Raw genomic sequence first — 23,472 nt, forward strand, 5'->3', positions numbered from 1 at the left:
CAAGAAAAGATCGGTCGGCGATGAGCGTACCCAGCAACGTACGGCGCTTCGAAGCGTTGCTCTATGCATCGTTGATGTTGGATGCCTTGTCGGTGGCGGTGCAGGACCGCACGCCGACTGCCGAGATGACCGAACAGATGATCATGACGTCGTCGCTCCTTGCCGGCGGCATGATCCTGCTGCTGGTTTATTTCGTCCGGCTGGCCGCGCGCGGGCGCAAGAACTGGCCGCGCTGGGTGCTGGCGGCAGCACTCGTACTGTCGGTGATCTCGCTCGGCCAGATCATCGGCGAGAAGGGCATGGAACTCGACAGCGCCATCGAGATCGTCTCCTGCGTGCTGACGGCGATGGGATTGTATTTCTCGTTCCGCGGCGACGCGCAGGGCTGGTTCAACGCGTGAGGCCGCGTCGGGTGGATTGGCGGCGCTTCACTTTCCGGCCTCCCGCCAATCCGCCCTACGATTGAAGACCGGAATCCGCTAGACTTCACCGATGGAATGGACCGACGAAGGCATCGTGCTGGGGGTGCGGCGGCATGGCGAGAGCAGCGCCATCGTCGAGCTGCTGACCCGTGCGCACGGCCGCCATCTCGGTCTCGTCCGCGGCGGCGCCGGCTCGCGGATGCGGCCGCTGCTGCAGCCCGGCAACAGCCTCAGCGTGGTGTGGCGGGCGCGGCTCGACGAGCATCTCGGCACCTATGCCATCGAGGGCCTCAAGCTGCGGGCGGCGACGCTGCTGGGATCATCCCACGGAGTCTACGGCATCACCCACCTCGCTTCGATCGCACGGTTGCTGCCGGAGCGCGATCCGCACGAAAACCTCCTGGCGCTGCTCGAACATTCGCTGGACGATTTCGACGACATCGGCAGCGCCGCCGTACACGTGATCCATTTCGAACTGGCAATGCTCACCGAGCTCGGCTTCGGGCTGGCGCTGGAAAACTGCGCCGTAACCGGAGAGACCACCGACCTGATCTACGTCTCGCCCAAATCCGGCGGCGCGGTGTCGCGCGGGGCGGGCGAACCGTGGCGCGACCGGCTATTGCGGCTGCCGCCGTTCCTGCGCCAGGGCGAGGTGCAGGGCGACCTCACCGACGAGGATCTTCAGGACGGCTTTCGACTGACCGGCCTTTTCCTGTTGCGCCACGTGCTGGAGCCGCGCGGGCAAGGCCATTCCGACGCGCGGGCAGGCTTCATCAGCGCGTTGACGCGGCAGCAGGCAAAGGCCGCGATTCCCGCGCCATGAGCCAAACGCGGCTCTGCATTGTCGCAATATGTCGGCCCACCGTGGAACGAAATCGGGTTTCCCTGACTTGCCCCCGGGGTTCCAACCGGGGATATCCTGATGCTGATCAAGGGACTTGTGATATCGGCAGCGCTGATCGCGCTGGCGCCGGACGCTCTCGCGGGTGAGCAGCCGGGCGTCTTTCGCCGTGCCTCCTGTACCGTCGTCAGATTCTATGTGGCCAAATATTCTGCTGTGGCAGCAGAGGCATGGGCCCGGTCCAAGGGCGCGACGGAGGCCGAGATCGAGACGGCCCGGCGGTGCCTGACCAATACCCCGGCCACCACGCAGGCCAAAAACGCCCAACCCACCCAGACCTTCACCGCAGGCTGGGCCGGCCAGTAGGCCGCCCACAGGGAACCAATCGATCCTTGCCCGATTCGCTTCCACGGTTTAACCGGGCGGCATGGGAAAACGATTGATTCCGCCGGAGGAACCGGCCGAAATTCACGAGGTGCCGCTGCGTGAGGCGCTGGAAGAGCGCTATCTTGCGTACGCGCTCTCCACCATCATGCACCGCGCACTGCCCGATGCCCGCGACGGCCTGAAGCCGGTGCATAGGCGCATCCTCTATGGCATGCGCCTGCTCCGGCTCGATCCGGGCACGGCTTTCAAGAAGTCCGCCAAAATCGTCGGCGACGTGATGGGCTCGTTCCATCCGCACGGCGACCAGGCGATCTACGACGCCATGGTGCGTCTCGCTCAGGATTTCTCCTCGCGCTACCCGCTGGTCGACGGCCAGGGCAATTTCGGCAATATCGACGGCGATAATCCCGCCGCCTATCGCTACACCGAAGCGCGCATGACCGACGTCGCGCGGCTTCTGCTCGACGGCATCGATGAGGACGGGGTCGAATTCCGTCCCAATTACGATGGCCAGTCGAAAGAGCCGATCGTGCTGCCCGGCGGCTTCCCGAACCTGCTCGCCAACGGTGCGCAGGGTATCGCGGTCGGCATGGCGACCTCGATCCCGCCGCACAACGCCGCCGAGCTCTGCGAGGCCGCGCTGCATCTGATCGAGAAACCGGACGCGAAATCCAAAGCGCTGCTGAAATGGGTCAAGGGTCCGGATTTCCCGACCGGCGGCATCTGCGTCGATTCCAAGCAGGCGATCGCTGAAGCCTACACCACCGGCCGCGGCTCGTTCCGCGTCCGCTCCCGATGGGAGCAGGAAGAGGGCGCGCGTGGCACCTGGGTCGTTGTCGTCACCGAGATACCCTTTCTGGTGCAGAAGTCGCGGTTGATCGAGAAGATCGCCGAGCTGCTCGACCAGAAGAAGCTGCCGCTGGTCGGCGACATCAGGGACGAGTCGGCCGAAGACGTCCGCATCGTGATCGAGCCGAAGTCGAAGAACGTCGATCCCGCGCTGATGATGGAATCGCTGTTCCGGCTGACCGAGCTCGAAAACAAGATTCCGCTGAACCTGAACGTGCTGATCAAGGGCCGCGTCCCCAAGGTGGTGGGGCTCGCTGAGTGCCTGCGCGAATGGCTCGACCATCTGCGCGACGTGCTGATCCGCCGGACCAACCATCGCAAGGCCGAGATCGAGCGCCGGCTGGAGATTCTCGGCGGCTTGCTGATTGCCTATCTGAACATCGACGAGGTGATCAGGATCATCCGCAACGAGGACGAGCCGAAGCCGGCGCTGATCAAGGCGTTCAAGCTCACCGAGGTGCAGGCCGAAGCCATCCTCAACATGCGGCTGCGCAGCCTGCGCAAGCTCGAGGAGATGGAGATCCGCACCGAGGACAAGGATCTGCGCAAGGAGCTGAAGGGGATCGAGGGACTGCTGGCGTCCGAGCCCGAGCAGTGGAAGAAGGTCAGTGAGCAGGTCGCCAAGGTCCGCGACATGTTCGGGCCGAAGACGCCGCTCGGCAAGCGCCGCACCACTTTTGCCGATGCGCCCGAGCACGATCTCGCCGCCATCGAGGAGGCCTTGGTCGAGCGCGAGCCGGTGACCGTCGTCGTCTCGGACAAGGGCTGGATCCGCACCTTGAAGGGCCATGTCGAGGATCTCTCGGGGCTTGCCTTCAAGCAGGACGACAAGCTCGGCTTTGCCTTCTTCGCCGAGACCACGTCCAAGCTGCTGCTGTTCGCCACCAACGGCAAATTCTACTCGCTCGATGTCGCAAAGCTGCCGGGCGGTCGCGGTCATGGCGAGCCGATCCGCCAGTTCATCGACCTGGAGCCGGAGGCCGCTCCCGTCGTGCTGTTCGTCAACAAGGGCGGACGCAAATTCCTGGTCGCGAGCCACGAGGGCCAGGGCTTCGTCGTCAACGAGGACGACTGCGTCGGCACCACCAAGAAGGGCAAGCAGGTCCTCAACGTCGATATGCCGAACGAGGCGCGCACGGTCACCGAAGTGCTCGGCGACACCGTCGCGGTCATCGGCGAGAACCGCAAGATGCTGGTCTTCCCGCTCGACCAGGTGCCGGAGATGGCCCGCGGCCGCGGCGTTCGCTTGCAGAAATACAAGGACGGCGGCCTCTCGGACGTCGTCGTGTTCGACGCCAAGGCGGGGCTGACCTGGAAGGACTCCGCGGGCCGCGAATTCTCCGCGACCATGAAGGAGCTCGCCGAGTGGCAAGGCACCCGCGCCGATGCCGGCCGCCTGCCGCCGAAGGGATTCCCGAAGTCGAACAAGTTCGGCAGGGTGATCGGGTAGGGCGCAGGCCGTCGCCGAACGACAGTGTCATGCCCCGCGTAGGCGGGGCATCCAGTACGCAGCGACCTCTCGGCTCAACCATAGCTTTCTCTGGAATACTGGATCGCCCGGTCAAGCCGGGCGATGACAGCCAGGGTGTAGCGCGCAAACGCGCGGCAGATAGCCGTGGACGCATGAGTGCTTCCATCGAATGGGCACGAACATTGCCTTTTCCTGGCGACAGCAACAGCTCGCCAGAGGCAATAGGCACCAATGTCCAAACTGAAGGCTTTCATTCCGGCGCTGCTCGGGCTCGTGATCGTCGCGGCGCCGGCGCATGCGGCGGGCAATCTCGTTGCGGTGCTCGAGGCGGAGATCGTCACGCTCGATCCGCATTTCTCGACGGCCTATATTACGCGCACGTTCGGCTACATGGTGTTCGACACGCTGTTTGCGAAGGATTCCAAAGGCGAGATCAAGCCGCAGATGGTGCAGGACTGGAAGGTCTCGGCCGATGGCCTGACCTACAGTTTCACGCTGCGCGACGGCCTGAAATGGCATGACGGTCAGCCGGTCACCGCCGCCGATTGCGTCGCCTCGCTGCGCCGTTGGGGCACCCGCAGTGCGCTCGGCCGCCGCATTTTTGCAATCACGGCCTCGCTCGAGCCGACGGATGCGAAAACATTCGTGCTGACGCTGAAGGAGCCGTCCGGTCTCGTCATCGACGCGCTCGGCAATCCCGTCAGTCCGGTCGCCTTCATGATGCCCGAGCGCATTGCCAAAACGCCCGGCGACCAACGCATCACCGAGATCGTCGGCTCCGGCCCGTTCGTCTACAGCATGGCCGATCACCGCACTGGCGATCGCATGGTCCTGAAGAAGTTCGCCGACTACGTGCCGCGTCCCGAGCCTGCCGACTTCCTCGCCGGCGGCAAGCGCGTCAACATCGACACACTCGAGATCCGCGTCATTCCAGATGGTGCGACCGCAGCCTCCGCGCTGCAGGCCGGCGAAGTCGATTTCATGCAATACGCGCCGTTCGATCTGCTGCCGACCATGGAGAAGAACTCACGGGTCAAGCTCGTCAATTTCACCGGCGGCAACATGTTCGCGGGCGCCTATCGCCTCAACGCCGCATCAAAGCCGTTCGACGATCCCGCCATCAGGCGTGTGCTGTGGAAGCTGGTCGATCAGCGCGAGGTGCTGGACGCGCTCGGCCTGGACGCCAAATACGCGGCTCCTTGCGCGACATACTTCACCTGCGGCACCACCTATGACAGCAAGGCCGGCACCGAGGCCGCGGTCAGCCCGTCGATCGAGGCGGCGAGGGCGGCACTGAAGGCGACGAAATATGCCGGCGAGCCTGTTATCGTGATGGAGGCGAACGATCTCGAAGCCCCGCGCGTCTCGGCGCAGGTGCTGGCCGAGCGGCTGAAGCAGGCCGGTTTCACCGTCGATCTCCAGGTGATGGACTGGGCGAGCGTGCTGGCACGCCGCGCCAAGAAGGAGGGCTGGAGCGTCTATGGCGTCCACGCCGGCGGTTTCGATCTCGGCTCGCCCTTGACCAACGTCATGGTCGCCTTCAACTGCGCCGACTTCACCGGCTGGCAGTGTGACGCGCGCATCACGCCGCTGATGGAGGCCTTTGCCAAGGCGCCCGCCGAGGAGGATCGCAAGAAGATCGCAGGCGAGATCCAGGCCGTCATGTACGATCAGGCACCCGCAATACCGTGGGGCCAATTCGCCCAGCCTGCCGCCTCTCGCGCCAGTTTGCGCGGTCTGATACCGTCAGCCATCCCGGTGTTCTGGAACGTTGAGAAGTAGCCCGATGTACGATATCATTGTTGTCGGCGGCGGCTCCGCCGGCGCCGCCGTTGCGGCGCGGCTCTCGGAAGATCCCGCACGGCGCGTCCTGTTGCTCGAAGCGGGGCTGGACTGGCGCGCCGACGAGGCGCCCTGGGAAGTGATGACGCCAAATCCCATCCCGATCATCCACAAGCGCGAGTACCAGGAGAAATGGCAGTGGCCTGATCTTCTGACGCGCCGTGTGGCCGGCCAGGAGCCGCGCTTCTACTGGCGCGGCAAGGGGCTCGGCGGCTCGTCGATGATGAACGGCCAGATCGCCATCCGCGGCGTCGCCGATGCGTTCGACGAATGGGCCGCCAATGGCTGCACCGGCTGGTCGGCGAAGGACGTTATGCCGTTGTTCTCGGTGATCGAGGATGACCTGGAATTCGGCGACACTGCCGGCCATGGCCGCGGCGGACCGCTGCCGGTCTATCGGGCGCCGCCGGACAAATGGGGGCCGATCGATCGCGGCTTGCGTGATGCGGCGCTGGCGAGCGGCTATCCCTGGTGCGCCGACGTCAACGGCCCGGACGGCGAGGGCGTGGCCTGCTATCCCATAAATAGCCGCGACAGCCGCCGCATCACGACTAATGAGGGTTATCTGGAGCCCGCGCGCGGCCGCGCCAATCTCGAGATTCGCGGGCATGCACTGGTCGACCGGGTCCTGATCAGCGACGGAAGGGCGACCGGCCTCCGCGTTCACATCGAGGGGCAGGGCACCAGCGAGATCAGCGCGCGCCAGATCGTGCTGTGCGCCGGCGCCATCCACAGTCCGGCGATCCTGCTGCGCTCGGGCATTGGACCCGCGCATGAGCTGAAGGCGATGGGGATCGCGGTCGAGCGCGACCTGCCGGTCGGCCGGCACTTCTTCGACCACCCGCTGTTTCGCGCCACGATCCAGCTCCACGAAAACCTGCGGCCGACCGATCCGGACACCCGCCATACCAATTGCTGCGTGACTTATACGTCGGGCCTCGCCGACGGCGGCAAGCGCGACATGATCATGATCGCTTTCAATCATCGCGGCATCGGCGTGCCGGGGGCCATCGGCGCCGGGCTGTTCAACGCGTATTCGCGTGGCACGCTCAAGCTGGCCTCGACCGACCCCGCGATCGATCCTGTCGTCGAGGAGAACATGCTGGCCGAACCCCGCGACATGCTGCGCATGATGGATGCGGTGAAGCGGCTAGCCGTGATCACCGCCCAGCCGGCGCTATCAGGCATCACCGATTGGATCCGGCTCGCCGACACCGATCTGACGCTGCAGCAAGCCGCGGCCTTGCCGGATCACGAGCTCGACGCGCTGCTGCGCCGTGAGACCGGCGACATCCAGCACGCCGCCGGCAGCTGCCGCATGACTGGTGTCAACGACGCCGACGGCGTGGTCAACCCTGACGGCACGGTGAAGGGTATCGCGGGCCTGCGCGTCGCCGACGCCTCGATCATGCCGTCGGATTGCCGGGCCAACACCCACTTCACGACGGTGGTGATCGGGGAAGCGATTGCGCGGATGATGATGCGGTAGAGCGAAAACGACAGTGTCATGCTCCGCGAAGGCGGGCATCCAGTACTCCGAGGCGCCGCTGGGTTCGCACAATGCCGCCGTTGAATACTGGATCGCCCGCCTTCGCGGACGATGACACGGAGAGTGGGCTAGACTAGTCGTCGCGCCGATACACGTTTCAAACAACGGACGAGCGTTCGCGATCTCGCGGCGCGTTCCGCCCGAGTCTTGCGTCGGCGCATTGCCCCTCGTGGAGACAAGGGCGCAGGGAAGACCGGGCGCCGGCTGGCACCCGCAGATCCGTGGGCGATAGAAATGCACACGGGGTGGATCACAGGTTCGCCGGATCGCCCGGCCTTCCCTGCGCGATGGTTTTAACGTGTCCTTCGTGCTCTCCCCGGGGAGCGATGCACTATTGCCCCCGTCGCCATGCAGATGACTGATGCGCGCGCCCGGTCGGGCCGCCACATCACCGCAGGACTTGACGCACAGACCCCGGGCGTCAGGACCACACGACTTGTTCGTCCGCGCACGTCCTCGCTGGAACTTCGAGTGCTGGCGTGTGCTCACACCCGAGGCCATGCGAAAACGCTTTCGGCGTCGTGTCGTAGGCACGAAAGCCATTGCTCACAGCCGAAGCCGCCCTGCAATGCCGATCGTACTCGACGCCGTCGCGTCCATCGCTACCCAACCCGCGGTTCGTGACGATCGCGATCCGCCCCTCGTCTCGGGCCATGGTGTGTCGCTTGTACGTCAAATCCGAATTTCGGTAAAGCGGAATATTTTGCGAGGTGGGCTTGACAGGAAGTGTGGCGGAAGTGGTCGGCTGTTTTGCCCGACGGGCATGCGGAGGCGAGGGTGACGGCTTTCGCCCGAGGCGCGTGCCGAGAGACGCTAGCTTTTGAGGGCAGAGCGGAAGTCGTTCGGCTCGGTCAACGAAAGTGTTGAAGTTTGTAGCTAGATCCATCTGCCCACCTCGATGGATCAGCCGGCGGGCTTGCAAAGCCGCTGGGAACTTTGCCAAGGCCTCGTCGTTCCCGTGAGCGGGGCGAACGCAGGCAGAAGCTATGAAATGGATGCTGGTGGTTTTGGTAAGCGGCGTCTCGCCCGTCAACACCGATCTTGTGTTCGACAAGTTCAGTGATTGTCTCGCCGCAGAAGAGCAAATGCGACAGCACTACGCTGATGCCTTCGAGGCGTGGGATCGCATGGCTGCGGCAAGGATCGACCGGCGCAGGGACTACAAGAAAGCTCGCGATGTCGAAGCCAAACGACTGCTGAGCAACGTTGGGACGTGTGTCCCGCATGGTGGCGGCGATCAGCAGCCGGTCAATGCTCAGCAGCAGCAACCCCCCGCTACGTCATCGCAGCAGCCGGAAACGAAACCGTCGCCACCGCAGCCGGGGCCACGGAGTTAGCGGCAGCGATGCCGGCTTGTGGTCGATAGCAGCCGCCATGCAACTCTGACGGCTTAGTGACGCCTTCCATTGGCAAACCGGACGCGACGAACCAATGACTCCGCGTCCTAAATCACCCCCGCCAGCCGCAGCGCCACGCCAGCAGCGCAACTGCCGGCCAGCACCGTCAACATCCCCAGCTTGAATCGGAAGATCGCGGTCGCGGCCGCGATCGACAGCACGAGCGCAGGGATATCGACGCTGGTCAGGACCGGCATGTCGAAGGCAAACGGGAAGGTGTGCACCGGCACGGTGTCGCGGAACAGCGTGTGCAGCGCGAACCAGATCGAGAGGTTGAGGATCACGCCGACGACGGCAGCGGTGATGGCACTGAGCGCACCGCCGAGGCCCTTGTTGCCGCGCAGCCGTTCGACGTAAGGGGCGCCTACGAAAATCCAGAGGAAGCAGGGCGTGAAGGTGACCCAGGTCGCGAGCAATCCGCCGAGCGTGGCCGCGAGCATCGGCGACAGGCCGCTGGCGTCGCGGTAGGCGGCCATGAAGCCCACGAACTGAAGCACCATGATCAGCGGGCCCGGCGTGGTCTCGGCCATGCCGAGACCGTCGAGCATCTCGTGCGGCTTGAGCCAGTGATAATGCTCGACCGCCTGCTGGGCGACATAGGCCAGCACTGCGTAGGCGCCGCCGAAGGTGACCAGCGCCATCTTCGAGAAGAACAGCGCGATGTGACTGAAGACATTGTCTTGTCCAACAGCGAGCAACAGCGCGATCACCGGCACCAGCCAGAGCGCAAGCCAGAGCGCGCCGACGCGAATCGTGCGCGCGGTGTTGGGGCGTACATGTTCGGGCACAGCGTCGCCGAGCATGCTGTCGATCACGGCGCTGCTGCCGGCAGAGCCGTGACCGGCCGGCGCGAATTCCGGACGGCCCTGTTTGGCGCCGATATATCCGATGATGCCGGCGGCGATGATGATGACCGGGAAGGGGATCGCGAAGAAGAAAATCGCGACGAAGGCGATCGCGGCGAGCGCGATCATGATGCGGTTCTTCAATGCGCGCTTGCCGACCCGCACCACGGCCTCGACGACGATGGCGAGCACGGCGGCTTTCAAGCCGAAGAACAGCGCCTCCACGAAGCTGACATTGCCGTAGGCGGCGTAGACGTAGCTCAGGCCCATGATGGCGATGATGCCGGGCAGAATGAACAGACCGCCAGCCATCAGCCCGCCGGCGGTGCGATGCATCAGCCAGCCGACATAGGTCGCGAGCTGCTGCGCCTCCGGGCCCGGCAGCAGCATGCAGTAATTGAGCGCGTGGAGGAAACGGGCTTCCGAGATCCAGTTCTTCTCCTCGACCAGGATGCGGTGCATGACCGCGATCTGGCCCGCGGGCCCGCCAAAACTCAGGCAGGCGACACGGAGCCAGACGCGAAACGCTTCACTGAAGCTGACGCCGTGACCGGCATCAGCTCCTGCTTCGATCGTACGCGTATCCATCAAGCCTTCGTCTTGTTGGTCGGCCAGTTGTGGGTCTCAGACGTAGCGTCACGGCACCAGCGATAGAAGGCGTCGTAGAGCAGCATGCCGGCTTCGAGCTGTTCGAGGTCGTCATCATACATCCGCGACAGCCCGAGCGAAGCTGCGAGCAGGCCGGGCGCCTCCGGCGCAAGGTCGGGCCGCCCGGTGTCGGCGCCGCGCACCAGCGTTGCCAGCCGGAGCAGCGCCGGCGCGGCAATCCCGAACTCCTCGATCATCACGTCGAAGGTGCAGAGCTCGCCACGGTGGCTCCAAAACACGTTCTCGATGTCAAAGGGGGCTGCGTTGAAGCGTTGCCCGACGGCCGCCACTTCCGAAGGCGCCACGAACAGGAACACGGCCGTAGGGTCGACGAAGCGGCGGATCAGCCAGGGGCAGGCAATGCGGTCGACCTTGGGCCGCGCCCGCGTGATCCAGACGGTTCGCCCCTTGGCGTCGCGCGGCGGCAGCTTGCGGGTGTCGACCAGCGGCAGTTTTGCCGCCTTCCAGCCTTCGAAGCCGCCCTCCAGCGTCTCGGCTTGCACGCCGAGCTGCCTGAGCCAGGCCGCCGTGCCCTGCGCGAGCTTTTCGCCGCGCAGGCACGAGACGATCACGGAACGGCCGGCGAAGTTGGCGCCCCAGTCGGGAACATTTTCGTGGCTGAGCTTGATCGAACCCGGGATCAGCCGCCGGTCGGCGGCAAAATCCTCGTCGGTGCGCACATCGATCAGGACAGGCGCATTCGCCGTGCCGATCAGCCGTGCCATTTTTTCAGATGATATCGTCGTGTAGGAAGACATGATGCGCCCTCGTAAGAAGAAACGGGACGCGATACTTGGGCATGTCGCCTCGTGGGGAGATCGCTCAAATCCCCATGGCCTTCATTACACCGAAACGGCACCGACCTGTCAATCGGCTCATTCCGGCGATTTTGCCCAGAAGACTCGCAGGTCTATATTAGGGGTCAACGGCCCGGACCTTTCGGAGACTTTGCGATGCATTCCCATTCCATCGAACAATGGACCCATGACCACGCCTTTCTGGGCGACAAGCACGACGAGAACGAGCGGCGCACCTGGCTCGTGGTCGTGCTGACGCTGGTCATGATGGTCGGCGAGATCGTCGCCGGCTCGCTGTTCGGCTCGATGGCGCTGCTCGCCGACGGCTGGCACATGGGCACGCATGCAGCGGCGCTGGGGATTGCCGCATTCGCGTATCGCTTTGCGCGGCGGCACCTGGGGAGCTCGCATTTCAGCTTTGGCACCGGCAAATTCGGCGATCTCGCCGCCTTCGCCAGCGCGGTCATCCTCGGCCTGATCGCGGTCGAGATCGCCTATGAGAGCGTGCTGCGGCTGTTCACGCCGGTGTCGATCGTCTATGGCGAGGCCATCGCGGTCGCTGCCCTCGGCCTGTGCGTCAACCTCGCCAGTGCCTGGCTGCTCCGCGACAGCCACGATCACCACCATCATGGCCATGCGCATGATGATCACGATGATCATGACCACGATCATCATCATCACCACCACGACAACAATCTCCGCGCCGCCTATGTCCACGTCATGGCGGACGCAGCGACCTCGGTGCTGGCGATCGCCGCGCTCGTGGTCGCCATGTATTCGGGTTGGGCCTGGGCCGATCCGGCGGTCGGCCTGATCGGCAGTGCCGTGATCGCAAGCTGGGCGTTCGGCCTGATCAAGACATCGGGCGCGGTGCTGCTCGATGTGCGCGCCGACGAGAAGCTCGAGCGTGTGATCCGGGCGCGCATGGAGATCGGGGACGACCGCGTCACGGATCTGCATCTGTGGCAGGTCGGTCCCGGCCATTGCGCCGTGCTGGTGTCGGTGGTCTCGGACAAGCCGAAGCAGCCGGCGGTCTACAAGAAGCGGCTCGCCGGGCTGAAGGGCCTCAGCCATGTCACCGTCGAGGTCGAGACCTGCCCGCATTGAAGCGGTCTGCGGGAATTCTGCCGAACCGGCCGGGGTTGATCCTCGGTCACAGCCGACAATGGCTGCAAGGGAGGAACCAATGACGTCAAGGATCACGCTCGCTCTCGCCGTCGCCGCGTTCGCTCTGTCCGGCCATGCGGCGCTGGCGCAATCGGAAAAGACCGGTGTCGAAAAGCTCTACGTGCTCAATTGCGGGGAGGGCACCGCCGGCGACATCTCGCGGTGGACGCCCGGCCTCAACGAAGGCAAGACGATGGACTTCGTCGACAGCTGCTATCTCGTCAAGCACGCCAAGGGCTGGTTCCTGTGGGACACCGGCATCGCCGACGCAGTCGCCGCGATGCCGAATGGTCTTGCGCCCGCGGATCCCAAGGCGGTGACCTGGCGGCGGCCGAAGACGCTTGCCGCCCAGCTCGAACAGCTCGGCCTCAAGCCCGGTGACGTCAAGATGATGGCCGTCTCGCACACCCATCCCGACCACACCGGCAATGTCGAGCTATTCCCTCAAGCCACGCTCTACGTGCAGAAGGCCGAGTATGACTGGCCCGGTGCCAACAACGAGCCGCGATTCAAGCCGTCGCATCCGGTCGAGCTGCTTGCGGGCGACAAGGACGTATTCGGCGACGGCAGCGTGACCATCCTGTCGACGCCCGGCCATACGCCGGGACACCAGTCGCTGCTGGTGAAGCTGCCGAAGACCGGCGCCGTGGTGCTGTCGGGCGATGCGGTGCACTTCAAAGACAACTGGGAGAACCGCCGTGTGCCCAGCATGAACGCCAACAAGGACCAGAGCGCGGCCTCAATGCAGAAGATTGCCGACACGCTCGGCAAGGAGAAGGCGCAGCTCTGGATCAACCACGACAAGATCCAGCGCGACAGCCAGAAGATGTCGCCGGAGTTTTACGACTAGCTTCCCGAGACGCCCCTGTTGCCACTACGGTGGCAGCAGGGGCGTGCTAGCGCCCTCGACAAGCTCCGCAACGGGAGACGATTGTGGGTGAGTGGGCCGGGGTTGCGATCGCGCTGGCGTCGAGCAGCCTTGGCGGCACGGCCGCGGCGATCACCCGCTATCTGGTCGGCGGCGCCGATCCGATCCTGCTCGCGATCCTGCGTTGGGGGATCGGCTTTCTCTGCCTCCTGCCGTGCGCGCTTCTGCTCGGCGTGCGCTGGCCGCAGCGGTCCGACTGGCCGGCCGTGGCGCTGCTCGGCATCTGCTTTTTCGGCGTGTTCTTCATCCTCTACAACATCGCGGTGTCCTACACGACCGCCGCGCGCGCCAGTCTCGCGCTGGCGACGCTGCCGCTCCACACCATGGTGGTCGGCGCCATCCTCGGCGTCGAGCGGCTGACGGCGCGCAAGATCATCGGTGTCGGCATCGCGGTGCTCGGCGTGGCGGCGGCGCTGGCCGCGGGCCTGGCGCAAAGCCCGCCCGAGGCCTGGCGTGGCGAGCTGATCATGACCGGTGCCGTGTTCTGCATGGCGTTCTACAACGTGCTGTCGCGGCCGCTGATGCAGCGCTCCAGTCCGCTCGGCTTTCTCACGGTCGGGATGGGCGCGGGCGCCGCCGTGCTGGTGCTGGCGGGTCTGGTGAAGGGGAGTTTCGCAGCGCTCGGGCAGTTCACGACGGGGCAGTGGATTGCCGGCATCTATCTCGGCATCGGCGGCGGCGCGCTCGCCTTCATCCTCTGGGTCATGGCGCTGGCGCGCGCGACACCGACCCGGGTCGCCAATACGATGACGGTCAACCCGATCGCCGCCACCTTGCTCGCCGCGCTGCTGATCGGCGAGCCGATCACGCCAAATCTCCTGATCGGGCTGGTCGCCGTGTTCGCCGGCATCTGGATCGCGACCAGTGAAACCAAGCCGGCCTAGCTGCGCGGTGCGGTCACGGCGGGCGGACTCGCGTCCGGCGCCTTCTTCGGCTTCAGCGAGCCGGCGTAGAAGGAGATCAGCCAGACCAGGATGATGGCGAGGAGATAGACACCCCAGGCCTGTGGCGGCGTGGTCGCCCAGCGCAAGAGGCCTTTGAATGTGCGGGGCGGGCGGGTGTCTTCGGTCATGCTCCGCTTGTGCGCGAAAGCTCCCGCCCGGTCAATCCGGCCGCGGTTGCGCGCGGATCATGAACAGCGCGGCCAGCGCCGAGAGGCTGAGCGCGGACGAGACGATCAGCACCTTGGCGCCCATGACGTCGATGAGGAGGCCGAAGGCCAGCGGCGCGACGGCCTGCGCCATCCGTGCCGGCGCGCCAATGATGCCGAGCCGATAGCCGAAATCCTTGGGGCCGAAGATCGACAGCGGCAGCGTGCCGCGCGCGATGGTCAGGATGCCGTTGCCGGAGCCGTGGAACAGCGCAAACGCACTGGCCGCGGCGCCGCCGAAGATCGCCACGACCACGGCGCCGATCGGGTGGGTGAGGCAGGCGAGCCGCGTCGACCACAGCGGATGAAAGCGGCTGAGGAAGCCTGCCTCCAGAACGCGCGCGGCCACTTGCGCGGGGCCGATCAGCGCACCGGCCGCGATCGCCTCGACCGGCGTCGCGCCGGTGGTCTCCAGGATGCGCGGGAAATGCGCGGCCATCGCGCCGGTGACAGTCCAGACTGCGGCGAAGACGAACGCGAGCAGGATCATGGTGCGGTCGAGCGGCAGATGCGGCTTCTCTGCCGCCGCGTTAGCTTGCTTGGCGCCCTTGATCGTCGGCAGCACAAAGAAATTCAGGGGCAGGCCGATCAGGATGTTGGCGGCGGCCCAGGCGAAGCAGGTCTCGCGCCAGCCGATATGGGCAAGGCCCCAGGCGGTGAGTGGCCAGCCGACGGTCGATGCGAAGCCCGCCATCAGCGTGATGCCGGTGATCGGCCTGCGCGCCTCGGTGCCGTAGATGCGGCCGAGCGCGGCGAAGGCGGCGTCGTAGAGCCCCATCGCCATGCCGATGCCGAGCACGAGCCAGGCCATCGCCATCACCGCCACCGATTGCGAGAGGCCGAGCAGAACGAGACCGGCAGCGATCGTCAGGTTCGACACCGAGAGGACCTGCCGGCCGCCGACCAGATCGATCTGTCGCCCGATGCGTGGCCCGAGCAGCGCAGAGATCACCAGCGAGGCCGAGAACGCGCCAAAGACCCAGTTGGAGGAGATGCCGAGATCGCGCGCCATGGGATCGGCAAGCAGCGCCGGCAGATAGTAGCTCGAGGCCCAGGCCAGGGTCTGCGTGGTACCGAGCGCCAGGATGATCGGAAGCTGGCGCTGGCTCATATCCCCGTATTTCTGATCGGCCGTGTCATCATTCGCATTTGCGCCCGAGGCGGGGGGACGTCAACAGCGTCCGCGACATATGCGACCTGCCGCCGGTGGGAGCCTTGCCCGTGAGCGGAGCTTTGGCGGCGCAAGCTCCGCGCGCCGCCTTTCGCTCGTCACGAATGCACGGCATAATGGCGCATGCAATTGACCTCGCGCCTTGCGCTGATGAACTGGTTGGCCGGCCAGGGGCTCACCGGCCTGCCCGAACCCGAACTGCTGCGGGGCTTCTGCGAGCGCTGCCGCGCCGAGGGGCTGGAACTCTCGCGTGGGCTTGTCGTCATCGATACGCTGCACCCGATCTACGAGGGACGCGCCTTCCGCTGGAGCGATACGCCGACCAACGAGAGCGACGTGGTCGAATACGGCTCGACGGCCGAGGGCGACGCGGCCAACAATTGGCGCCGCTCGGTGTTCTATCATTTGCTCGAGCATGGTCACGACGAGATGGTGATCGACCTTGCCGACGCGCCCTCGCTCGATTTCTCGCAGATCGGCGAGCTCGCTGAAACGGGTCACCGCCATTTCCTGGCCTTTGTGCATCGCTTCGGGGAGACCGGAGCGCTCGGGCAGATGGATTGCCTCTACTCCTCCTGGACAACGCGACGCGACAGCGGCTTCGCCGAAGGCGAGCTCGCCGCGCTGCGCGATCTCGTGCCGGTGCTGGGGCTCGCGATCAAGTCGGCGCAGCAGGTCGACATCGCGCGCACGCTCGGCCGCGTCTATCTCGGACGCGATGCCTCAGAGCAGGTCTTGAGCGGACGTATCTCGCGCGGCGTCACCGAGCGCATCAACGCCGTGCTGTGGTATTCGGATCTGCGCGGCTCGACCGGAATCAGCGAGAGCATCGGCCCCGACGAGATCATCCCGTTCCTGAACGACTATGCGCAGGCCGTGATCGACGCGATCCACGACGCCGGCGGCGACGTGCTGAAGCTGATCGGCGACGGCGTGCTCGCGATGTTCACCGGTGAAGACATGGCGCATGCTCGGCGCGCGGCGCTGCGCGCCGAGCATCTATTCCGCAAGAACGTTGCAGCGCTCAATCTGCGGCGGGGCGCCGAGGGCCGTCCCACCACGTCCGCCTATATCGGCCTGCATGTCGGCGAGGTCTTCTACGGCAATATCGGCAGCGAGGACCGGCTTGACTTCACCGTGGTCGGTCCGACCGTGAACGAGGTCAGTCGCATCGCCTCGATGAGCCGTTCGGTCGATCGCGAGCTGCTGGCCTCGGCGGAGTTCTACAAGGGCCTCGATGCCGCCGGCCGCCGCTATCTCGTCTCCACCGGCCGCTACGCGTTGCGCGGCATCGGCCGCGCGCAGGATCTCTACACGCTCGATCCCGAGGTGGATGCGAGCGAGCCGGTGACAGGGAGCTACGAGCGGTATCTGGCGAATTAAATTCCGCGGTGCCCCCCAATGTCGTCCTGGCGAAAGCCAGGACCCATAACCACCGCCTGCAGTTTTGCGAAGACTCATAGTTGGCGATTTTTGCCAAACTTCTCCCTGGGGTAATGGATCCTGGCTTTCGCCAGGACGACGGCGGAGGAACTGCCTAACACCGCGCCACCGCCTCATCGCCCACCATGTCGGGCTGCCGGTCCAGGGCCACCGCGGGCGAGAGCCAGATCACCAGCGCCTGCACGCCGAACACGGCGGCGGCGAGATAGAGGCACGCTTCCGCGCTCCAGAGGCCGCCGACGATCGCACCCAGCGCCGAGCCGACCGGGCGGGCGCCGTAGCTCATGATGTTGATGGCGGAAACGCGGCCGAGCAGGCGAGGCGGCGTCACCGACTGGCGCAGCGTTGTGGTCGAGATCACCCACAGGATCGGCCCGACGCCGAGCAGGAAGAAGCTCAAGGCGGCAAGCCAGGGGGAGGGGACCAGCACCGTCAGCGCCATCACCATTGCGGCGACGAAGCCGGTGACGGGGCCAAGGCCGACCACCGTGCCGAACGTGACGCGCTTCATCACGCGCGTGGCGAACAGCGCGCCGATCACCATGCCGACACCGTACATCGTCAGCACGGTGCCGACGCCGACCGCGTTTAGGCCGAGGTGACGTACGGCGTAGGGCACGAACACCGCGATCTGCAGGAACCATCCGGTGTTGAAGATGAACTGGGTGATGAAGACCGGCCGCAGCAGCGGATGATGAAACACGAAGGCCGCGCCCTCGCGGATGTCCTGGAGCGGATGCCGCCGTGGCGCCGGCGTGCGGGCGGGCTCGTAGATGCCGGAGAGCAGCACGACGGCGATAGCCGAGAGCGCGGCCGCGAAGCCGAAGGCCGGGCTCGCGCCCCACCACCCCACCAGCGCGCCACCAAGCGCAGGCCCGCTGGCGAAGGCGATGGTGCGTGCGAGCTCGATCCGCGCATTGGCCGCCGGCAACAGGTCCGAACTCACCAGCGAGGGCACCAGCGCCGGCGCGGCCACGCTGTAGACGACGGTACCGCACACGGCGGCAAAGCCGAGTAGCGCAAGCAGCGGCAGGTTGAGCGCGCCGAGTGCGAGCAGCAGCACGATCGCGGCAAGGGCCGCTGCCCGCAGCGCCTCGGCGCCCGCCATCAGCGAACGGCGGGAGATGCGGTCGGCCAGCAGGCCGGCTGGGATGGCGAAGAGGACGAAGGGCAGGGTCAGCGCGGTCTGGAGCAGGCCGGTCTGGCCTTCGGCGACGCCGAGCGTCAGCACCGCGACGATGGGGGCCGCGGCCAGCGCGATCTGTTCGGCCGACTGTGCCGCCAGGTTCGACCAGGCGAGGCGGTTGAATGTCTCGGGGAGGCGAAGCGGATTTGACATGGCTCATTTCCTGCAAAGTCGGGTTGGCGCCACTATCCGCCTCCGACCACGGCCAAACCCACCCGCTTCCCGACAGGGGCGGCACATAGCGAAGGGACCGATGCGGCTAGATGCAGTTGCAAATGAGTTGCAATAAGGCTCGACTTCGGTATTCTCGCCCCATGGATGCTCGCTCTCCCGATCTGACCCGAGACGCCGCCGGCTGGCGCAATGATGCGCCTGCGACCAAGAGCCTGGCGGAGGTGAATGCCTCGGTCGCCCTCCCCATCGCGGGGGTGTGGTGGCGGCGCCTGCTCGCCTTTGTCGGCCCGGGCTATCTGGTCTCGGTCGGCTACATGGACCCCGGCAACTGGGCGACCGACCTCGCTGGCGGCTCGAAGTTCGGTTACACGCTGCTCTCGGTCATCCTGCTGTCGAACCTGATGGCGATCCTGCTCCAGTCGCTGGCAGCGCGGCTCGGCATCGTCACCGACCGAGATCTCGCGCAGGCCTGCCGTGCGACCTATTCGCCGGCCGTGAATTTCCTGCTCTGGATCGCCTGCGAGGCGGCGATCATCGCCTGCGATCTCGCCGAGGTGATCGGCACGGCAATTGCGCTAAAACTCCTGTTCGGCATTCCCCTGATCGGCGGCGCGCTGATCGCTGCGCTGGATGCCTTTTTGCTGCTCATCCTGATGAACCGTGGCTTCCGTTTCCTCGAGGCCTTCGTCATCGCACTGCTCGTCGTGATCGCTGTCTGCTTCACGGTCCAGCTTGCCGCGGCAGCACCGCCGGTGGCCGAGATGCTGAGGGGGTTCGTGCCGAAGACCGAGATCTTCACCAATCCCGAGATGCTCTACATCGCAATCGGCATCATCGGCGCCACCGTGATGCCGCATAATCTCTATCTGCACTCCTCGATCGTGCAGACGCGCGCCTATGAGCGCAACGACACCGGCCGGCGCGAGGCGATCAAATGGGCGACGACGGACTCGACCGTCGCCCTGATGCTGGCGCTGTTCATCAATGCCGCGATCCTGGTCGTGGCTGCCGCAACCTTCCACAAGAGCGGCCATTCCGACGTCGCCGAGATCGGCCAGGCCTTCGAGCTGCTGTCTCCGCTGCTTGGCCTCGGCATCGCCTCGACGCTGTTCGCGGTGGCGCTGCTCGCCTCGGGCCTCAATTCAACGGTGACGGCGACGCTCGCCGGACAGATCGTGATGGAAGGCTTTCTCGACCTGCGCCTGCCGAGCTGGGCGCGCCGGTTGCTGACGCGCGGCATCGCGATCGTTCCCGTGATCGTCGTCACCGCGATCTACGGCGAACGCGGCACGGCTGATCTGCTGGTGTTCAGCCAGGTCGTGCTGTCGATGCAATTGCCCTTCGCCGTCATCCCGCTGGTCCGCTTCGTCTCCGACCGCCGCAAGATGGGCAAGTTCGTCATCCCGGGGTGGGTCGCGGCGATCGCGTGGATCGTCGCGGGCATCATCGTGATTTTGAACTTGAAGCTGCTCGCGGATACGCTGTTCGGGTGAACACATCGCGGCTGTCGTCGTCCGGCTGGACCGGACGACCCAGTATTCCAGAGACGGTTGTGATTGACCCGAGAAGCCGCGGCGTACTGGATGCCCCGATTTCGCGGCACGACGGAGAGCTAATCCTGCGGCTCGGATGCCGCGTCGCCCTGCGCGTCGATGCGCAGCCAGCCTGACGGTGCAAGGCGCTGCTGGGGCAGGAAGCGGGCCTTGTAGTCCATCTTCTTCGAGCCCTCGATCCAGTACCCGAGATAGACGTAAGGCAGTCCTTGCCGGCGAGCGCGGGCGATGTGGTCGAGGATCATGAAGGTGCCCATCGAGCGGCTGACTTCGCCGGGCTCGAAGAACGAATAGACCATCGACAGGCCGTCGCTGAGCACGTCGGTCAGCGCCACCGCGATCAGCTCCTCGCCCCGGCCGGTGATGCCGCTGTCGGGGCCGCGCTTGCGGTACTCGATGATGCGGGTCTCGACATGGCTGTCCTCGACCATCATGGCGTAGTCGAGCACGGTCATGTCGGCCATGCCGCCGTGGCGGTGACGGGAATCGAGATAGGCGCGGAACACCGAATATTGCTCGGAGGTCGGCACCGCGCTGCGCTGCTCACCGATGATGTCGGCGTTGCGCGCGATCACCTTGCGGAAGTTGCGGGAGGGGCGGAACTCGTTGGCGATCACCCGGACCGAGACGCAGGCGCGACACTGGTCGCAGGCCGGACGGTAGGCGATGGATTGGCTGCGACGGAAGCCGCCATGGGTCAGGAGGTCGTTGAGGTCACCGGCGCGCTCACCTACGAGGTGCGTAAACACCTTGCGCTCGTGTCGGCCCGGCAGATAGGGGCAGGGGGACGGCGCCGTGAGGTAAAATTGTGGGGTGTCGCGCGAGTGCTGGGTCAAGGGACGTCGTGGGCCTCCAAAATGTGCATCAGCATCGCGCTACAAAAGCCCCCGGTCAATCGGTCTACTCGGCAGGTCAGATCGGTCAGCATAGCGGGTCCAGGTTGATAGGTTCTTGATCCGGGTTGGTTGATCAGTAGGTCCTTTGATCAGTAGGTTCTGGCGCCCTGAGGCACCGGCGCACGAACGGAATTGTTGATCACGACCGTTCCCAGCACGAAATCCTGCAGCAAGCGCCTGCGGCCGTTGAACAGCCCGACCAGCACCACGAAGGGCGACAGGAACGAAACGGTCACCCAGAACAGCACGGCGTGGGTGGCGCCGAGCACGAAATAGCCGGGCGCGCCGTACCAGGTGCGGAGCTCCAGATCCATCACGCGCATGCCGATGGTCGCGGACGACGGACCGCCGATGCAGGCGCCGTAATAGACGATGGCCCAGATCACGGAGGCCGGCCAGGCTAGCCAGAACAGCGCCCAGCCGATGCCGAGCGTAACCACGCCGAACACCGCGATGAAGAGGTAGCCGAGGATCACCGGCACCGAGATCACGACCATGTCGATCAGGAAGGCGAACACCCGCCGCGTCGCAACGCCGCGGAACAGTTCCGGGTGCAGATAGGGATCGTAAGCGTGCGGCTGCGCCCCACCGTCATTGCGCCAGGCATTGCCCGAGTCCGAATACGACATGACCGTTCTCCCGAGGGAAACTCCCGTGGCAGGACTCCCGTGGAAGGACATGGGAACAGGCCGTCCGCGCGCCAAGGGTGCCGACATTAACAAGCCGAAATATTCCGGCGATTCGGGGGCGGCGGTAGCCGGGAGAGAGGGAGCTGGCGCCACACCCCTCAGTGTCGTCCTGGCGAAAGCCAGGACCCATTACCCCAGGGAGAAGTTTGGCGAAGGCTGGAGGTTGGTACGTTCGCCGGTGTCGATACCGCGTGCTCTTGATAGATCACGCGGTATGGGTCTTGGCTTTCGCCAGGACGACGATAAGAGACAGGGGCGCCCGGCCTTCGCCGGGACGACATTGGGGCTTACCCCTGTGCCCGCAGCTTCTCCGCCGCCTTCGGTGCGAAATAACTCAGCACGCCGTCGGCGCCGGCGCGCTTGAAGGCGAGCAGGCTCTCCATCATGGCGCGGTCGCCGTCGAGCCAGCCGTTGTTGGCGGCGGCCGCGATCATCGCGTATTCGCCGGACACTTGGTAGGCGAAGGTCGGCATCGCGAACGTGTCCTTCACGCGGCGGACGACGTCGAGATAGGGCATGCCGGGCTTGACCATCACCATGTCGGCGCCCTCGGCGATGTCGAGCTCGACCTCGCGCAACGCCTCGTCGGTGTTGGCGCTGTCCATCTGGTAGGTGCGCTTGTCGCCGGTGAGCGTCTTGGCCGAGCCGATGGCATCGCGGAACGGGCCGTAGAAGGCGGAGGCGTACTTTGCGGCATAGGCCATGATCTGCACGTCAAGCAGACCGGTGCGATCCAGGCCCTCGCGGATCGCGGCGACGCGGCCGTCCATCATGTCGGAGGGCGCGATGATGTCGCAGCCGGCTTCGGCCTGCACCAGGGCCTGACGCACCAGCACGGCGACCGTCTCGTCGTTCAGGATCTTGCCGTCGGAGATCAGGCCGTCATGGCCGTGGCTGGTGAAGGGATCGAGCGCGACGTCGCAGAGAATGCCGATCTCCGGAAACTCCTTCTTGATCGCGCGGACCGCCTGGCAGACCAGATTGTTCGGGTTGGTGGCTTCCGAGCCCTCCTCGTCGCGCAGAGACGGCTCGGTATAGGGAAACAGCGCGAGGCAGGGGATGGTGAGCTTCATCGCGCGCTCGGCGTCGCGCACGGCCTGGTCGACGCTGAGACGCTCGACGCCCGGCATCGAGGCGATCTGCTCGCGCTTGTTGTTGCCGTCGATCAGGAACAGCGGCCAGATCAGATCGTCGGTCGTGAGCACGTTCTCGCGCACCATGCGCCGGGCCCATTCGGCCTTGCGGTTGCGGCGCGGGCGGACGGTCAGATCGAGGGCAGGGGAGGCCCCAGTGCCATCCCGGCGCGAGACCTCGCGCAATTCGATCGGACGTCCGTATTTGATCGCCATCACTCTTCCTCCGGCTGGAATTATTCTTATACCAGCTCGCATGGTTCCCGTCACCGCGGCTTGACGTGCCGCAAAAGATGGCAGCCGATTGATTTTGCGGGGCAAAGCAGCCAGAAGGGGGCATGTCCGAGATCTCCACCCGCGATGCGGCCCGCGACAGTGCCAGGGACGCCGTTCGAGACAATGCCAGAGACAGCGCAATGTCGGTGGCGGCGATCTCGTCGGAGCGGGCTGAATCCGACGATAATGTCTGGACGCGCCGGCTCGTGCTGTTCCTGCGGGTGATGGCGCTGCTCTCGATCCTCAAGGGCCTCTATCATTGGGCGCAGGTGACGGGCTTCGTCGGCGGCGAGGACGAGGCCTTCGAGAACCAGTCGATGGCGTGGCAGGCCTCGACCATCTACTTCGCTGTGATCGAACTCGTTGCAGCGGTTGGCCTCTGGCTCGCCACACCCTGGGGCGCGGTGGTGTGGCTCACGACCGTGGTGTCGATGGCGGTGATCGAGCTGATGTTCCCGGGCATCTACGGCGGCAGCCTGGTCGTGGTCGGGGTCGAAGCCTTCATGCTGGCTGCCTATCTCGCACTGGCCTGGATGGCCGCACGCGAACGGCCGCCATAGCAAACTCTCGTGCCCCGGCTCTGCGCGCCGCTTCGCTGTGCTGGTCCGGGACACGAGAATGTCGCGCTTGGTTGACGGTTGGTTGCGTAAAATTCGAC

At 65.5% G+C, this 23,472-nt stretch carries 21 protein-coding genes; 13 read left to right on the top strand and 8 right to left on the bottom strand.

The annotated features are described in order from the left end of the window. Window positions 1-20: 20 nt before the first annotated feature. The 7 genes from ABIB80_RS29815 (at window position 21) to ABIB80_RS29845 (ending at window position 8,698) form a co-directional block, all read left to right on the top strand. A complete protein-coding gene (locus tag ABIB80_RS29815; RefSeq protein WP_007603399.1) occupies window positions 21-401 on the top strand; it encodes a hypothetical protein in 381 nt (126 codons plus the stop codon). Window positions 402-492: 91 nt separating this feature from the next. Further along, window positions 493-1,245: a DNA repair protein RecO gene (gene recO / locus ABIB80_RS29820; protein WP_007603400.1), complete on the top strand. Its 753-nt coding sequence runs from the start codon at window positions 493-495 to the stop codon at window positions 1,243-1,245. A 99-nt stretch (window positions 1,246-1,344) separates the two neighbouring features. Continuing rightward, window positions 1,345-1,629, top strand: a complete 285-nt coding sequence (locus ABIB80_RS29825) for a hypothetical protein (RefSeq protein ID WP_219684707.1) — start codon at window positions 1,345-1,347, stop codon at window positions 1,627-1,629. Between the two features lie 61 nt (window positions 1,630-1,690). Then, window positions 1,691-3,949 carry a DNA topoisomerase IV subunit A gene (gene parC, locus ABIB80_RS29830; protein WP_219684706.1) on the top strand — a complete coding sequence of 753 codons (2,259 nt, stop codon included), beginning with the start codon at window positions 1,691-1,693 and terminating at the stop codon, window positions 3,947-3,949. A 252-nt stretch (window positions 3,950-4,201) separates the two neighbouring features. After that, on the top strand, window positions 4,202-5,752 hold the full coding sequence (locus ABIB80_RS29835) for an ABC transporter substrate-binding protein (RefSeq protein WP_354128880.1): 1,551 nt from the start codon (window positions 4,202-4,204) through the stop codon (window positions 5,750-5,752). A 4-nt stretch (window positions 5,753-5,756) separates the two neighbouring features. Further along, window positions 5,757-7,301 carry a GMC family oxidoreductase gene (locus tag ABIB80_RS29840; protein ID WP_354128881.1) on the top strand — a complete coding sequence of 515 codons (1,545 nt, stop codon included), beginning with the start codon at window positions 5,757-5,759 and terminating at the stop codon, window positions 7,299-7,301. Window positions 7,302-8,347: 1,046 nt separating this feature from the next. Continuing rightward, the gene (locus ABIB80_RS29845) at window positions 8,348-8,698 is read left to right on the top strand and encodes a hypothetical protein (protein WP_007603407.1); all 351 of its coding nucleotides are present in this window, start codon (window positions 8,348-8,350) and stop codon (window positions 8,696-8,698) included. 107 nt (window positions 8,699-8,805) lie between these two features. On the opposite strand, the gene chrA is transcribed toward ABIB80_RS29845, so the two are convergent. Continuing rightward, entirely contained in the window at window positions 8,806-10,191 is a 1,386-nt protein-coding gene (gene chrA / locus ABIB80_RS29850) for a chromate efflux transporter (protein WP_354128882.1), read from the bottom strand. Next, the gene (locus ABIB80_RS29855) at window positions 10,191-11,009 is read right to left on the bottom strand and encodes a chromate resistance protein ChrB domain-containing protein (RefSeq protein ID WP_354128883.1); all 819 of its coding nucleotides are present in this window, start codon (window positions 11,007-11,009) and stop codon (window positions 10,191-10,193) included. Before ABIB80_RS29855 ends, chrA begins: the two co-directional genes overlap by 1 nt. Before the next feature lie 195 nt (window positions 11,010-11,204). Here ABIB80_RS29855 and dmeF point away from each other — a divergent pair, with 195 nt between their 5' ends. The 3 genes from dmeF (at window position 11,205) to ABIB80_RS29870 (ending at window position 14,027) form a co-directional block, all read left to right on the top strand. Continuing rightward, complete coding sequence (gene dmeF, locus ABIB80_RS29860) at window positions 11,205-12,155, top strand: CDF family Co(II)/Ni(II) efflux transporter DmeF (RefSeq protein WP_354128884.1); 951 nt, start codon at window positions 11,205-11,207, stop codon at window positions 12,153-12,155. Between the two features lie 79 nt (window positions 12,156-12,234). Then, a complete protein-coding gene (locus ABIB80_RS29865) occupies window positions 12,235-13,065 on the top strand; it encodes an N-acyl homoserine lactonase family protein (RefSeq protein WP_354128885.1) in 831 nt (276 codons plus the stop codon). 83 nt (window positions 13,066-13,148) lie between these two features. Further along, entirely contained in the window at window positions 13,149-14,027 is an 879-nt protein-coding gene (locus tag ABIB80_RS29870; RefSeq protein ID WP_354128886.1) for a DMT family transporter, read from the top strand. Here ABIB80_RS29870 and ABIB80_RS29875 read toward each other — a convergent pair. Further along, on the bottom strand, window positions 14,024-14,215 hold the full coding sequence (locus tag ABIB80_RS29875) for a hypothetical protein (RefSeq protein WP_354128887.1): 192 nt from the start codon (window positions 14,213-14,215) through the stop codon (window positions 14,024-14,026). The genes ABIB80_RS29870 and ABIB80_RS29875 overlap by 4 nt on opposite strands. Before the next feature lie 31 nt (window positions 14,216-14,246). After that, the gene (locus ABIB80_RS29880) at window positions 14,247-15,404 is read right to left on the bottom strand and encodes an MFS transporter (RefSeq protein ID WP_354128888.1); all 1,158 of its coding nucleotides are present in this window, start codon (window positions 15,402-15,404) and stop codon (window positions 14,247-14,249) included. 183 nt (window positions 15,405-15,587) lie between these two features. On the opposite strand from ABIB80_RS29880, the gene ABIB80_RS29885 reads away from it, so the two are divergent. After that, the gene (locus ABIB80_RS29885; RefSeq protein WP_007603413.1) at window positions 15,588-16,847 is read left to right on the top strand and encodes an adenylate/guanylate cyclase domain-containing protein; all 1,260 of its coding nucleotides are present in this window, start codon (window positions 15,588-15,590) and stop codon (window positions 16,845-16,847) included. Between the two features lie 154 nt (window positions 16,848-17,001). Here ABIB80_RS29885 and ABIB80_RS29890 read toward each other — a convergent pair whose 3' ends face one another. After that, complete coding sequence (locus ABIB80_RS29890) at window positions 17,002-18,246, bottom strand: MFS transporter (RefSeq protein ID WP_354128889.1); 1,245 nt, start codon at window positions 18,244-18,246, stop codon at window positions 17,002-17,004. 161 nt (window positions 18,247-18,407) lie between these two features. Between ABIB80_RS29890 and ABIB80_RS29895 the strand changes: the two genes are divergently transcribed. Next, window positions 18,408-19,760, top strand: a complete 1,353-nt coding sequence (locus tag ABIB80_RS29895) for an Nramp family divalent metal transporter (RefSeq protein ID WP_354128890.1) — start codon at window positions 18,408-18,410, stop codon at window positions 19,758-19,760. A gap of 119 nt (window positions 19,761-19,879) precedes the next feature. On the opposite strand, the gene ABIB80_RS29900 is transcribed toward ABIB80_RS29895, so the two are convergent. The 3 genes from ABIB80_RS29900 to hemB all read right to left on the bottom strand — a co-directional run bounded on the left by ABIB80_RS29900 (window position 19,880) and on the right by hemB (window position 22,754). Next, entirely contained in the window at window positions 19,880-20,656 is a 777-nt protein-coding gene (locus ABIB80_RS29900) for an arginyltransferase (RefSeq protein ID WP_007603416.1), read from the bottom strand. A 149-nt stretch (window positions 20,657-20,805) separates the two neighbouring features. After that, the gene (locus ABIB80_RS29905; protein WP_007611123.1) at window positions 20,806-21,345 is read right to left on the bottom strand and encodes an RDD family protein; all 540 of its coding nucleotides are present in this window, start codon (window positions 21,343-21,345) and stop codon (window positions 20,806-20,808) included. Window positions 21,346-21,692: 347 nt separating this feature from the next. After that, window positions 21,693-22,754, bottom strand: a complete 1,062-nt coding sequence (gene hemB / locus ABIB80_RS29910) for a porphobilinogen synthase (protein ID WP_007603418.1) — start codon at window positions 22,752-22,754, stop codon at window positions 21,693-21,695. Between the two features lie 122 nt (window positions 22,755-22,876). Here hemB and ABIB80_RS29915 point away from each other — a divergent pair, with 122 nt between their 5' ends. Next, complete coding sequence (locus ABIB80_RS29915) at window positions 22,877-23,374, top strand: DUF6163 family protein (RefSeq protein WP_007603419.1); 498 nt, start codon at window positions 22,877-22,879, stop codon at window positions 23,372-23,374. The last annotated feature ends 98 nt before the right edge of the window (window positions 23,375-23,472 follow it).

The organism is Bradyrhizobium sp. i1.15.2, from assembly GCF_040548425.1.
Classification (GTDB): domain Bacteria; phylum Pseudomonadota; class Alphaproteobacteria; order Rhizobiales; family Xanthobacteraceae; genus Bradyrhizobium; species Bradyrhizobium canariense.